Source organism: Verrucomicrobiota bacterium, from assembly GCA_039192515.1.
Lineage (GTDB): Bacteria > Verrucomicrobiota > Verrucomicrobiia > Methylacidiphilales > JBCCWR01 > JBCCWR01.
The window spans coordinates 64,341-77,664 of the sequence record JBCCXA010000016.1 but is presented as its reverse complement, the minus strand read 5'-3'; the positions used below and the strand labels follow the sequence as shown (position 1 = coordinate 77,664).

The 13,324-nt window shown below is 41.7% G+C and carries 14 protein-coding genes; 6 read left to right on the top strand and 8 right to left on the bottom strand.

All coding sequences use genetic code 11. The features are described 5' to 3' along the window. The first annotated feature begins 317 nt into the window (after positions 1 to 317). On the top strand, positions 318 to 1,019 hold the full coding sequence (locus AAGA18_08920; protein MEM9445464.1) for a glycosyltransferase family 2 protein: 702 nt from the start codon (positions 318 to 320) through the stop codon (positions 1,017 to 1,019). Positions 1,020 to 1,028: 9 nt separating this feature from the next. Here the strand turns inward: AAGA18_08920 and AAGA18_08915 are convergent, their stop codons facing one another. Next, positions 1,029 to 1,493, bottom strand: coding sequence for a cyclic nucleotide-binding domain-containing protein (locus tag AAGA18_08915; protein ID MEM9445463.1), 465 nt, complete (start codon positions 1,491 to 1,493; stop codon positions 1,029 to 1,031). 361 nt (positions 1,494 to 1,854) lie between these two features. Between AAGA18_08915 and AAGA18_08910 the strand changes: the two genes are divergently transcribed. Continuing rightward, positions 1,855 to 2,577 carry a metallophosphoesterase gene (locus tag AAGA18_08910; protein ID MEM9445462.1) on the top strand — a complete coding sequence of 241 codons (723 nt, stop codon included), beginning with the start codon at positions 1,855 to 1,857 and terminating at the stop codon, positions 2,575 to 2,577. 59 nt (positions 2,578 to 2,636) lie between these two features. Here the strand turns inward: AAGA18_08910 and AAGA18_08905 are convergent, their stop codons facing one another. Genes AAGA18_08905 through AAGA18_08890 form a run of 4 tightly spaced genes read right to left on the bottom strand, consistent with a single transcriptional unit; the run spans position 2,637 to position 4,704 of the window. After that, positions 2,637 to 3,089 (bottom strand): GatB/YqeY domain-containing protein, encoded by a 453-nt coding sequence (locus AAGA18_08905; protein MEM9445461.1) that lies wholly within the window; start codon positions 3,087 to 3,089, stop codon positions 2,637 to 2,639. A 29-nt stretch (positions 3,090 to 3,118) separates the two neighbouring features. Beyond that, entirely contained in the window at positions 3,119 to 3,598 is a 480-nt protein-coding gene (locus tag AAGA18_08900) for a hypothetical protein (GenBank protein ID MEM9445460.1), read from the bottom strand. Positions 3,599 to 3,641: 43 nt separating this feature from the next. Next, positions 3,642 to 4,100, bottom strand: a complete 459-nt coding sequence (locus AAGA18_08895) for a hypothetical protein (GenBank protein ID MEM9445459.1) — start codon at positions 4,098 to 4,100, stop codon at positions 3,642 to 3,644. Continuing rightward, the gene (locus AAGA18_08890; GenBank protein MEM9445458.1) at positions 4,087 to 4,704 is read right to left on the bottom strand and encodes a sigma-70 family RNA polymerase sigma factor; all 618 of its coding nucleotides are present in this window, start codon (positions 4,702 to 4,704) and stop codon (positions 4,087 to 4,089) included. Before AAGA18_08890 ends, AAGA18_08895 begins: the two co-directional genes overlap by 14 nt. 289 nt (positions 4,705 to 4,993) lie before the next feature. Between AAGA18_08890 and AAGA18_08885 the strand changes: the two genes are divergently transcribed. From AAGA18_08885 to nadA, 3 genes are all read left to right on the top strand, one after another. Next, positions 4,994 to 6,121: an LptF/LptG family permease gene (locus AAGA18_08885; GenBank protein MEM9445457.1), complete on the top strand. Its 1,128-nt coding sequence runs from the start codon at positions 4,994 to 4,996 to the stop codon at positions 6,119 to 6,121. Positions 6,122 to 6,188: 67 nt separating this feature from the next. After that, complete coding sequence (locus tag AAGA18_08880; GenBank protein MEM9445456.1) at positions 6,189 to 7,652, top strand: menaquinone biosynthesis decarboxylase; 1,464 nt, start codon at positions 6,189 to 6,191, stop codon at positions 7,650 to 7,652. Between the two features lie 80 nt (positions 7,653 to 7,732). Continuing rightward, a complete protein-coding gene (gene nadA / locus AAGA18_08875; protein ID MEM9445455.1) occupies positions 7,733 to 8,674 on the top strand; it encodes a quinolinate synthase NadA in 942 nt (313 codons plus the stop codon). Between the two features lie 128 nt (positions 8,675 to 8,802). Here nadA and AAGA18_08870 read toward each other — a convergent pair whose 3' ends face one another. Together AAGA18_08870 and AAGA18_08865 are read right to left on the bottom strand one after the other, a co-directional pair. Further along, entirely contained in the window at positions 8,803 to 9,693 is an 891-nt protein-coding gene (locus tag AAGA18_08870; protein ID MEM9445454.1) for an MBL fold metallo-hydrolase, read from the bottom strand. Between the two features lie 107 nt (positions 9,694 to 9,800). Next, positions 9,801 to 11,504 carry a SpoIIE family protein phosphatase gene (locus AAGA18_08865; protein MEM9445453.1) on the bottom strand — a complete coding sequence of 568 codons (1,704 nt, stop codon included), beginning with the start codon at positions 11,502 to 11,504 and terminating at the stop codon, positions 9,801 to 9,803. A 216-nt stretch (positions 11,505 to 11,720) separates the two neighbouring features. Between AAGA18_08865 and AAGA18_08860 the strand changes: the two genes are divergently transcribed. Next, positions 11,721 to 12,185, top strand: coding sequence for a bifunctional nuclease family protein (locus AAGA18_08860; protein MEM9445452.1), 465 nt, complete (start codon positions 11,721 to 11,723; stop codon positions 12,183 to 12,185). A 25-nt stretch (positions 12,186 to 12,210) separates the two neighbouring features. On the opposite strand, the gene AAGA18_08855 is transcribed toward AAGA18_08860, so the two are convergent. Then, positions 12,211 to 13,281: an NAD(P)/FAD-dependent oxidoreductase gene (locus AAGA18_08855; GenBank protein ID MEM9445451.1), complete on the bottom strand. Its 1,071-nt coding sequence runs from the start codon at positions 13,279 to 13,281 to the stop codon at positions 12,211 to 12,213. Positions 13,282 to 13,324: the final 43 nt, after the last annotated feature.

Sequence of the window (13,324 nt, the reverse complement as noted above, 5' to 3'; positions counted from 1 at the left end):
TTGTCTTCGTTTACTTCATGCCATATCACACATGCCTCAAGAAATCAGACTCTACTTTGCTACAAGAATTGCTCCATTACCCCAAAGTCATACCTCGAGTATCCAATATACTTAAAAATACCTTTTTTCAGTGCCGACTAAGTAGATTCGACTTCGCTTGCTTGTTTGGGCGACGCTCAGAGGATTCTAGGGATGGACGCTCTTTTCCTTGTGGCTCAAGTTTTTACAGATCTGGTTCAACTTTTATGACATCATCCGAGTTTAATTTAGCTGGCATCCTTACAGGATCTGTAGATCATTGTGTTCAGTAAATTACTATGTCGGGTTCGATTTCCTTAGTTATTCCGGCTCATAACGAAGAAAAAGCCATTAAAGCCGTTGTTCAGAGAGCGGCCAATTACATCGCTTGTGTCATAGTAGTTGCAGATGGTTGTACGGATAAGACCGCAAAACTAGCAGAGAACGCTGGGGCAATAGTTCTCGAAACTAAGCAGAGAATAGGAAAAGGGCGAGCGATGTGCATGGGCTGGCAGACTGCTATGCAAAAGTCAGATTGCCAATGGATTTTATTTATGGATGGTGATTTACAGCACGACGCTAAAGATATACCAAAGTTTATCAAGCAGGTTAAAAAATTAGAGGTTAAGAAGACGCCTCATATCGAATTAATATTAGGCAGTAGACAGCCTTTCGGTTCCTCAATGCCCGTGCTTAGGCGATGGGCCAATTGCCTGATGACCTCTTTGATTGCACTTGCTATTGAACGAAAGATGAAGGATAGCCAATGTGGTTTCCGAATGGCTCATAAAGATTTTCTCAATAGCCGAAGCTGGAAGTCTCATCATTTTGAAATCGAAACAGAAATGCTTTTTGTGGCTGCAAAACGAGGTTGGAGGGTGAGAGAAGTAGAAGTGTCCTGTTCCTATGGCGAAGAGGTCAGTAAAATTGCTGTTGTCAAAGATACTTGGAGGTGGCTGAGTGCCTTTGTCAAAAGTTCACTATATTTTTTAAAATCATAGATGCAGCAATTATTGATCCCAAGTCTGCTTGTGGGTAAGTCCGTCAAGTACGCTATCAATCATTGAGGTATGGTCTTGATTATCACAAAACTGCTGCTTTACATTTACCAAGTACGATGTCACAGCACGCAAGCGTTCCGCAAGCAAGCAAGAGACAAATAGGTGCACAGAAGGGTTTGCTTTCAAAAATTCGCAAGGCCTGTCTGTGTAGAAAAGCTTAGCAGAAGTTAGTGCACGGACAGTGGCTGTGGGAACTGTCTCTAGTAAAATAGATATTTCTCCAAATACAGAGCCTCTTTCATGGATAAGGGAAACACGTGAGCCATCTTTTACTACCTCAATGTCGCCGCTTTCTAGAAAGTAGAGCCCATAGTTTTCACTTCCTTCTTCAAGAATGGCATCTCCTTGGCTGAAACGTTTGCATTCTAGTTTGGTAATGCTTTCAAGTGCGGAAGCAAGAATAGAAGGGTGCATAAGGTAGAAATTAAGAGCAAAGCAGGCATTTTGTCTAGATGCTATTTAGTTGTCGTGTGACTACTTGCTAAAGCTTAGGTAATTCATTCCATCGTACCTCCTAGGATAGGGACCTTATTTGCTTTTCCTCCTTTTAGAATGAATCGAAGTATTGGCTTTCAATACACCTTTATCCCTCTAGTCTTGTAACTATCAACAACAGAGGGCACCCTGGATTTTTGAGGCTATGGAAACTAATTCTATTGGTTTTTTCGTTTCTTTTTCTATTTTTAACGAAGAGACAAGTATACTGGGAGCAAAATAAAATTGCTATGAGGATTTCAGTCTTTAGAAATTTAAGGACTAAGACAGTCTGAAAAAAATGAAGTTACTTGTAGTTGCAGATATTCACTACAGCCTAAAACAGTATGATTGGTTGATTACACGAGCTTCTCACTTTGATTGTTTAGTGATTGCTGGAGACTTACTGGATTTAGGTGGAGGGCTTGATCGTGATGTGCAAGCGGTTGCAGTTAGCCAATATTTGGCGAAACTCAGTAAATTGACAAAAGTTTTAGTCTGCTCAGGAAATCATGATGGTAATTGGAAAAATAGGTATAATGAATTGGAAGCTCGCTGGTTACAAAAGGCTCGATATGACGGGGTCCAAGTAGATGGCGATAGCCTGAAAATGGGAGATAATTTGATTTCAATCTACCCTTGGTGGGGGGGTGAAGTGGCACAGAAGAAGCTTTCAGAGCAAATGGCAATTGATGCGAAGCGGCCTAGGGATAAATGGATCTGGATATACCATAGACCACCTTCAGAGTCCCCTGTAAGCTGGTCTGGCAAACATGATTGGGGAGAGGCATTTATTCGAAATTGTATCGATGTCTATTCCCCTGATATCGTTTTCTCGGGGCACGTTCACCAAAGTCCTTTTGTAATTGATGGTGCGTGGAACGATCAAATTGGTAAGACTTGGGTTTTTAATACAGGTCGAGAGCCTGGTTATTTGCCAACACATATGATTTTTGACACAGAGTCTGAAAGCATCACTTGGTTCTGTTCTGATGATCAAGATACTATTTCACTCTCAGTTTGAACAGCGCGGTAGCAGATGTTTCATAGACTCAATCATGCAACAGAGACCTAAAGATCTGCCTATTTTAGGAGTTCTTGCACTAAATGGCTCAAAGTCTTTCCATCGATGCGGCCAGCAGCTTTTTCCCTAGCTAACTTCATGACAGGTCCCATATCAGCCTTTGTTTTTGCTCCTAACTCTTCTACACAAGACTTGGCCAAGGACTTTGCTTCGTCAGGTGGTAGTTCTTTAGGTAAATACCCTTTGATAATCGAAATTTCAGCTCTTTCTTTATCCGCAGCATCTGCTTTACCGATTTTTTCATAGGCGGCCACAGAGTCATGGCGTTTTTTGATTTCCTTCTGTGCCACCTGCATAAACTCAGCATCAGAGGCCTCAGCATCTGCTCCGTGTTTTTCAATAGATGCATACTTTATGGCAGATTTTAGCATGCGTAGGACATTGAGCTTATCCATTTGTTTGGCTCGCATGGCATCTTTGATATCATTATCTAGGTTTGCAAGTAACGACATAATAGATTTGGAAAATTCTGTTGAGAAATCTAAGGCTCTATGCCTTGTAAGACAAGAATCAAAACGCCTTGACCAAATTGAGGTCCTCGAATGATTAGGGGAAGATTTGTTTTCGGAACGAATTCACCTTGAAATAGCCGTCTTTCCTCGTGAACAACTTCAAACTTGTAGGCATTTTTTCGTTTATCACTGTGCATTAAATTGAGGTAGAACTTTTTAGATGGTTTAAGTTTTTGAGGCATAGCAGATTTTAAATCCGCTTGTGAGTAGCCGAGTTTTTGATACTTTTCGTAGCCGAAAAGACGTGTTAGCTTCTTCTTAAGTTTAGTTTTCTCCTCCAAATGATCGACTGTAAGATCGTCTTGGCCGTGGTAGAGAGTGGCGTCAAGTTTGATAGCCGTTTCTGCGAAGGAGAGAGCATATCCCAAAATTAAAGCAAGAACTGTTAAGCAAAGAGCATGGTCTTTAGTAGCGAGTTGAGAAAATTTGTATCTGGGATTGTAGCACATGATTTATATTTTGATTTACGATTCTGATGCGCCCTTAACACTTTTATTCAAGTTCGTAAGTAGAGGGCAAATAGTCATAGCCTGTAGCCCAGATAACATCTGCCTCAGCATCCTCTGAGTAGAAAGGGACAGCATGTATTTCAGGTTCACTTTCCGTAACTTCCGGCTGAGCATGCACCGTTAGAGTGACAACTTGGTTTCCAGTGCTTTCTTGTTGAGAATTGTCAGAATTATTGAAAGCAACTGTCCCCGTCAAAAGAAGGACTGTAGCTGCTCCTGCAAGTGACCAGTTGAGAAAGAAGTGGGATTTTTTCTTCCTAGCTTTCATCGAGGCAGAAAATCGGGTCCAAGCCCAGCGTTGTCGTTCATCACTCGTTAGGTCTTGGCTTTTCAAAGAAGATAAGTGATAGCGTATTTGGTTAAGGTCGGAACTGCTCTCTAATGGAGAGGGGGCAGCTTCATCTGATTTATTCAACTCATCTTCGAATTCATTTAAGTTCATCACGCACTCCTTTTAGTACTTTCTTTAATTTTTGGCAGGCATAGTAGAGTCTTGAGAGCACCGTTCCACGAGCGCAACCTATTATTTTTGCTGTTTCTTCAGTTGAAAACCCCTGAACAAGTCGCAGTTCTACCACAGTTCTTTGATCTTCGGGTAACTGTTCAAATGCCTTCTTAATGGTTTGCATGGTCTCACCGCCAGTTGCAGCGTCAAATCCAGTATGGGTGTCAACTAGCTCATGCTCAAGGGAATCTTCATCTTCTTTTACGGGAAATAAACCAAGATATTTGCGGCGACGGTTGTGTTTTCTAAGATAGTCCAAGGCTTGGTTAACAGAAATCCGGTATATCCATGTGCTGAATGTTGATTGTCCACGGAATTTGTTGAGCGTCCTATAGGCTTTCATAAAGGACTCTTGAACAAGGTCCTCTGCTACTTTCTCATCTTTAACAATCTGATTCACGGTTCTCCAAAGTTTATGATAATAGTGCTTATGAAGTTCGGCCCAGCCAGATTCTTCACCCTTTCGAGCCAAGTTAAGCCAATGCTCTTCATCAAACGCATCATCATTCTTTTTGACGTCGATGTCTTTTTTTCTATTCACAGATATATGTGTCGGTTAGCAGGTAAATTTCAACTTACATCTTAGTCTTCAATTCTAGCCATTTTATTGCATTTGTCCTGTAGAAAAGAAAAGGCTCTTTAGATTTTATAATTTTCATAGCCACTGCTAGATTTCACATGCTACAAACTAGTATTCCTATGAAGACGAGGTAAATGGGTCAATCTTTTTATGCTGTTTTTGTCTACATCAAGCATATATTTATTGCTAGAACAAATCATTAAGGAAAGAAGTTTCTTAGTCATGGTCAACGTTCTAAGTTTTTAAATTCGTGAAAATTCTATACGTTTACTTAATAAAAAGAGTGTTGAGCGTTACTCTTTTGAGTTCTCTCAGTCTAACGTGCTTACTTGTTTTAGGGAATGTTTACCAGCGAGTTTTTGATTTGATGGTAAACAATGACGTGCCCTTTGGGATTATTCTCAAAATGGTGGCACTGTTGGTTCCTTTTGCTCTGACATTTACTTTGCCCTGGTCCTTGCTCATAGGCGTGATGCTTACTTTTGGCAGGATGTCGCATGACCTAGAGCTGCAATCGATTCGTTCCTCCGGAGTGGGCTTAGTTCCCTTAATTGCGCCTGTTATTTTATTGAGCTTAGTGATGACAATCATTTGCTTTTACAATAATGCAATTATAGCTCCAAATGCATTGCGGACATTTAAGTTGGCATTGGTGGATATTAGCCAAAATACCCCGACTGTTTTGATTAAAGCAAGAGAGCCTATAGATACCTTTGATGGTTATCGAATCTGGGTGGGGCGGAAGCAAGGCAATCAGGTTTTTGATGTTCACATCTGGCAATTGAATGATGACAATTTGCCGGTTAACTGCATTCGAGCGGAGGAAGGTAAGATATCCGCGGATTTACAAAATTACTCGATCGGTCTTGCATTGCTCAATGCAAGACAAGAGAAGCGTGGTCCAGACCCTACACAGCTTAATACCATTCAAACGGGGATTCGTGCTAACAGATTACCTGTGCGTATTTCGCTAGAACAAATGCGTGATAAGCCAAATATTAACCGTAATCGATCTCTTTTGACTATCAACGAACTGCAAAGCCAAATGTTCTCTGAAAATAGTCCAGCGAAGCAACCGGGCTTTAGTTTTGTTGCCATCCTAACAGAGATTCAAAAACGGGTCTCGTTTTCATTTGCTCCATTTACTTTTGTTTTAGTTGGAATACCTCTCGCTATAAGAGCTCATAGGAGAGAGGTTTCAGTGGGCTTAGCATTAAGCTTGGCTGTCGTACTACTCTATTATTTGATTACGGTATTTGCTGAAGGTTTTAAAGAAAAAGCAGCCTTTTATCCAGAACTCATTATGTGGCTTCCCAATATTATATTCCAGGTAGTAGGTTTTTATTTGATATGGAAAGCAAATAGGCATCCAGTTTAAAAGTAACTTGCTTGAGCATCTTGTGACCGGAGGTATGCGAAAAATAAAAATGGGGTTAATGTAGCTTATGTCTTTTGAATCAATGAGAGATTTTGCTCGTGTCTTAGAGGATGCGGATGAATTAGTTCGGGTCAAAGAAGAAGTCTCCGTAGACCTCGAGATATCTGCTTTATCCGACTTGGAAATGAAGAAACCGAAGGGAGGAAAAGCACTATTATTTGAAAAGCCTAAATTGCAGAATGGCGCTGTATCAGCCTTTCCGGTGTTGGTCAATTCCATGGGTAGCTGGAAACGGATGGCTTTGTCATTAGGTGTAGATGATGTCGAAACGGTGGCAGCTCAGATGGGTTATTTGATGAAAGCAAAGCCACCTAAGTCTTTTGGAGAAGCCTGGGAGCTTTTTCGCAATGGAATTGATGTGATCCACGCAAAACCAAGCACTGTTCGCAGCGGATCTTGTAAGGATCATATTCTTCGAGCGGTGGATGGTGGGAAAGGTTTAGATCTGTTACCAATCTTAAAGTGTTGGCCACAAGATGGTGGACCATTTGTAACGTTACCGAATGTTTATACTGAAGATCCTGATACCGGGGATCGTAATATTGGGATGTATCGAATGCAACAGTTTGATTCCTGGGCAACAGGTATGCATTGGCAAATTCATAAAGTTGCAGCTCGCCATGGACGGCGCTATTACGAGAGTAAGGAAAAAATGCCTGTGACAGTATGTTTAGGTGGCGATCCCGCCTACACTTTTGCTGCCACGGCACCCATGCCAGACGGTTTAGATGAAATCTTGCTAGCGGGATTTTTGCGCAAGAAATCAGTTCCGCTAGTAAAGTGTGAGACGAATGATCTTATGGTTCCTGCTAATTCGGACTTTGTCATTGAAGGTTATGTAGATACAGAAGAGCCTCTCAGGGACGAAGGTCCGTTTGGTGACCATACGGGATTTTACACGCCAGTTGATAAGTATCCTACGTTTCATGTGACTTGTATTACGCATCGCAATGATGCTATCTACCCGGCAACAGTAGTGGGTAAGCCTCCAATGGAGGATTTTTACATGGGATCTGCTAGCGTAAGATTGTTTCTTCCCGTGTTCAAAATGAATTTTCCCGAGATTGTAGACATGGCCTTACCTGCAGAAGGTGTTTTTCATAACCTAGTAGTTGTCAGCATTAGGAAACAATATCCCTATCAGGCCTTCAAGATTATGAATGGTTTATGGGGTATGGGGCAAATGATGTTCACCAAATACGTTGTAGTTGTGGACGCAGGGATAGATGTTCACGATATTTCTCAGGTTGTCTTTCAAATATGTTCCAACACGGATCCGCAGAGAGACTCGACCTTCACAAAGGGACCTTGTGATAGCTTGGATCATGCAACAACTATCGCCAATGTGGGAACGCATATGGGCATAGATGCTACGACTAAGTTGCCTGGTGAGGGGTATAAGAGAGGGTGGCCGGAACCTTGTGAGATGACACAAGAGGTGATTGATCACGTCAAGAAAATGGTAACTTAAATCTAGCGGATGAAATGATCAGCATTTTATGGATCCAAGTAAGGATTTGACCCCGTTGAGCATGGAATATATGTTTTCATATGCCTGATCTTAAAAAAAGGCTTCAAGAGCTTAAGAGAGAGAGAAATGCTGTCATTCTGGCACATAATTACCAGACTTCTGAATTACAAGAGGTCGCTGATTATGTGGGGGATTCCTTGGGACTTGCATATCATGCTCAAGCTACAGACGCGGACGTCATTTTGTTCTGTGGGGTTCATTTTATGGCGGAAACCGCTAAGATAGTTAATCCGTCTAAGACTGTGGTTTTACCCGATATAAACGCAGGTTGTTCTCTAGCCGATTCTTGTGCGAATCAAGACTTGAAAGCTTTTTTAGAACAAAACCCTCAGTATTATGTGGTGGCATATATTAACTGTTCGGCAGAAGTAAAAGCTTTAGCAGATGTTATTTGCACTTCAGGGAATGCAGAGAAAATCGTTCGAATGATTCCAGAAGATAGAGAAATACTCTTTGTGCCCGATCAAAATTTGGGTGAATGGGTCCAGGAGAAAACGGGAAGGAAAATGCGATTGTGGGAAGGAAATTGTTATGTCCATGTTGAATTCACCCATCGGAGTATTTCTAGAATAAGAAGAGATTATCCTGATGCACCACTAGTCGCGCATCCAGAATGCACTAGAGCAGTGCGTATTTTGGCAGATGAAGTTTGTTCAACAGAAAAGATGATTGGGTATTGTAAGAATTCGGAGGCTGATCAATTTATCATAGTGACTGAATCTGGAATGTTACACCGTCTTGAAAATGAAGTGCCTTATAAGACTTTTATTGCTGGTCCAACGGATAGTTGCGCATGTGCGGATTGCCGTTTCATGAAAATGAATACGTTAGAAAAGGCTGTTAGTGCCCTGGAAAATCTAGAGCCTCAGATCCAAATGAGTCCTGATTTATTAGCGAATGCCAAGGTTTCTTTGGAGCGCATGTTGGAATGGAGTAAGGCCCGGGAACCTCTGCCTGTTTGATTTTGCGATTGGAAGGGGAGTGATCATTGCACTTTTTCGGCACCTAAGGACTTCATAGAAATAAAAATTTGCATCGCTTAGGTATGTGATATTCGACCATGAGAACAGTCGGTGTGAGTTTCCAGGAATTAAATATCAAATTCGCTAAATTGTCTTGCTGCTGCAACGCGTATACCTAACTTTTTGGCGGAAGCCTTGGCCTGTCGTTCGAGATTTAGAATAAATTTATCGTCGTGCATGGGGTCATGATGGAATAAAAGCATTTGTTTTACATTCGCAGCAGCAGATTCTTGGAGTCCCCAATTCCAGGTGGAATGTCCCCAGCCTTTCTTGGGCATGGAATTTTTACCAGAGTACTCGTCTTCATTGTATTGGCAGTCGTAGATCATCAAGTCAGCATCTTGAGCAAGATCTTGAACATTAGGGTTAAGGTCAACAAAATGTTCTGTATCAGTAGCTAGTGTAAAAATCTTTACAGGCTTACCTCTTAGGTGCTCTTCTATCCGATAGCCAAAAGATCCGCCAGGATGGTTCAGAATGCGTGGTCTTATAATGAGTTTGCCGCCTTTGACTTTAATTTCTACAGCTTCATTCTCATCGATGTTTTTAAAGGTCATGCTAGCTGGCATTTGATCTAATTTAATAGGAAATGTGATTTCGTGCTGTTGGTCGCGGAGCGCCCTTTCCAGCATATTAGCTTTTGCTCTTTTAAACTTTGGATTCATATTAGGACCATATAAGGTGAACTTATTTGCTGGCACAAAAGCCGGCATGAAGAAAGGGAAGCCTTGGATATGGTCCCAATGCACGTGCGTAAAGAAGAAGGTCGCTTCGGAAACCTTCCGCTTCATCAGGTCAAGGCCAAGGTGTCTCGCACCGGACCCAGCATCAAAGATAAGAAGTTTATCTCTCGATTCAACGGTTAATGAAGTAGTGTCTCCTCCGAATAAAGAGGTCTTAAAAGTGGTGGTGCTCGGGGTAGGAATACTTCCCCTAGTTCCCCAAAGTTTTACTTTCAAATAAGCGTCCTTAGTAAATTTATTTTATGAATGAGTTATGGGCCCATACATTTATTACGTTAATTTATATAAAAAGTGCGGTTATTTGCAAGGTTAAATAAGTTGGGCTAGCTAGCTATTGTTTCTGAATTTTCTACACCACTGGGAAGTGCTTTTTTTAGTGTGAGGACAGTCCCCTTTTTTTGAGGCTCATAATTAACCTCATGGAAGACTTCATTAATCAAAAATGTCCCGAGTCCCCCTGGACGAATATCATCTAATTCGCGTCCCTTTATTTTTTCGATATCAACTGGAGTTCCCTCATCTTTTAGTCGAATAATTAAATCGTCTGACTCTGAATTAATAGTGAATTTAATGGGACCTGGTTTTCCATCATAGGCGTATCGGTAAACATTTGTAACAGCTTCATCACACGCTAGGACAATGTGACCACTTGCAATGTCATCAAAACCTAAATAGCTACACCAATTTTCTATGAACTCTCTTCCCCTGCTAAGGTCAGAGGGTTTGCAGCTAAGATAGAGGAGAGGAGGTGGTGGTATGCCTCGCCAATCGAGAAAGAGAATGGAAGCGTCATCATGTTGACCAGCATTACCAGTAAAATTTTGCCATGCATCAACCGCTATATCTAATGTCTCATCTGGTCGAGCCTTGGTTGGAAGTGATTTGATAAAGGCCTCCTCAGAATACTCTTCTTCAGCCTGGTTGCGAGCTTCTGTAATGCCATCTGAGTAAAGGAGCCATTGCTGACCTGGCTTAATTTCAAAGCTTTGGCAACTGTATTCAAAGGATGGAAGGATACCAAGGGGGACTTGGTTGGTAACTTCGGGCTGATGCCATTTACCGTGGCAGAAATAGATAGGGCCATATTGTCCAGCCGCACAAACTTGGATAGAGTTAGTGTGGCTATCACTTAACATAAAGGTAGCTCCGATGAATCGGCCAGATTGCAGGTCTCCAGTAAGCTCGTCATTGAGCTCTGTTACCCAACTCCCGAGATGGTTTTGTAAGCTGACAGATAGAATCAGTCTTTTGGAAAGTGCTTGGATCTTAGCTGTGACACGAGACATAGTAAGAGCAGCGGGAATACCTTTTCCAGTAACGTCGCCAAGACACATCAGTATTTGGTGCTCATTAAGTGGTATCACTAAAGTGAAGTCTCCTCCAACCTCCCGTGCAGGAAAATAGCGAGTATGGACCTGACATGATTGATAGTTTTGCGATTGCTCTGGTAAAAAGGATTGTTGTATTTCTTTGGCAAGTTCCAGCTCCTGTTGAGCTCTGGCATTTTCCATTTCTCTTTCTTGGGCTTGAATACGCAGTAGAGCGCTGACAATTAAAGTGCCGAAAACTTCTAAGATACGCTCGTCATTATCATCAAAGAAGTCTCGGTTGGCAGGGTTAAGAATTTGAAAGACTCCAAGTGCCTGGTCACCGTTAAGTAAAGGAGTTGTGAGCATAGCTTTCGTTACAAAACCAGTCTTTTTATCTACTCCACCATAGTGTCTCGGGTCATTTTTAGGGTCTTTGATATTGATTGTTTCCTTGTCATGGAAAACAGCTCCTGCAATGCCTTTACCCTTTGGTATACGTGTCGCATTTAGCATAGGAGCTTTATCCCCACGGGCAGAGTGGATAACTAGTTCACCTGTTGAGAGGTCAGGAAGAAATATGGAGCAAGCCTCACAATCCATGATTTCTTGTGAACGGCTTAAAATTTCGTTCAAGGCGCCATCTAGATCTAGAGCTCTAGTTAGTGAGCGGGCGACGTCTAAGAGCTGTATATAACACTCTGTGCTTTGGTCATTCATATAATCTCAATTTCTTAGTCAAATCGTAGCAATAGAGACTCCACTAAGGAAGTAGATTTTAAAGGGCACTTCAAAGTTTTCTATACCCTGAGTAATTAGGATGCAGAGTTTGAAAACCACTTATTATGCTATGTGTGAACATCCTGTGCATTACTCTGCAAAAGCAGATGCTATGTACAGCTTGTAATTTTTTAAACAGGGTCTTAGGTTGTATTGATGGCTGATCAATTGATTCCTGTGCGTATTGTAGGATTAATGCCTGCTGAAGCTGGGGTTGCTGTGTTTATAGGTAATGAGACCAAGACTTTTAGCATTCATGTAGATAATGGAGTTGGCACCGCTATTGCTCTCCTATTGAGGGGAGAGAAGAGAGAGAGACCTTTAACACATGATCTTATTCGTTTGATTTTTCAAGCCTTTAGCATTTCCGTTGAACGTATTGTAATCAATGATTTAAAAGATGATACTTACTATGCACGCATTTCATTAAAGGCGGCGAATGAGATTCATAAAAAGTTTACAGAAATAGATGCTCGACCTAGCGATTGTCTGGCGATCTCTCTTGAAATGAAAAGACCCATCTATGTCGCGCAAAAAGTATGGGATCAGGTTTCAGACATATCGCCATTACTTGAAAAAATGAAGGAAAACCTAGAAGAGGGTGAAACCGATGATGATTAGGTTCTGGCAAGAGAAGTGAAGCTTTCTAACTATCAGATAAATATCTGTAAAATTTCTTGAAGTATTCCGGGTTGCGAGACAGAAGCTTCAAGCCCTTATTGGCTATTTTGGGGTATAGGCCTAGGTTAAGAGCTATATGGTTTCGAGGGATAAAAGGTTGATGAATTTTACCTAGAGTTTTATTCAATTCAGGGGCGAGATTTTTGTAGTTTTTACTTTCACTGGCTTTAATAGTAAGCTTAGAAGCTTCATAGGCAGAGAGTAAGGATAAATAAATGCCTTCGCTCAGTAAGGGTTCCCACACATGACAAGCATCGCCGATCAATAAAATGTTATCACGGGAGTAACACGGGGGCCTGAATAGTGGTGATGAACTACGCCATACTAGAGCTGGAGCGTTGGGGAAGAAGTTCGAGAGCAAGAATTGAGGTGTTTGTGTGGCTTGAGCAGTTAGAACGAAACAAAGAGATGCTTGGTCTTTGCTAATAGGGACGGTTGTCCAATAGCCAGAGTCGAAGAAGTGAATTCTCATGCAGTTTTCTACGAACTCAGATGGTAGGTTGCTCTGCCAACCTATGCGCCTTGCTGGAGGGAATGATTGCTTCGGGTTGGCTCTTTGAGCGATCATTGATTTACGACCATCAGCTCCCACAACTAAGTGGGTTTTGAAATTGCCATGGTCTGTTTGAATAGTTTCGTCATCGACGAAGCTTTGTATATGAACACCGGTAAGGCATTCTGCTCCAGCTTGGATTGCGAGCTTTCGAAGCCAATCATCAAAAAGGGGACGAGATAGGGCTAGGGCTTTGTTTTCATCCTTATCTTGTAACGCCCATTCAATTGGATTACCTTTCCCTGAGGAAATTTTCCATCGGCTAATCTTACTATGGGGGACTTCGGAAAATGGCTCTTCAATGTCCATTTTCATAAGTAAATCGATCGCTAAGGAATTAAAATAGCCTAGGCATACCTTGGGCCTGGGAAAATGGGCTCTGTCAATGATAAGGGTATTTAAACCTGCTCTAGCTGTAAGTAATGCATAGAGTGAGCCTGAGGGTCCTGCCCCAACAACAATCACATCATACTTTTCAACCATAAAGTCACTTTGTAACGTATCTTCCTCATTAACAACAGAGGAA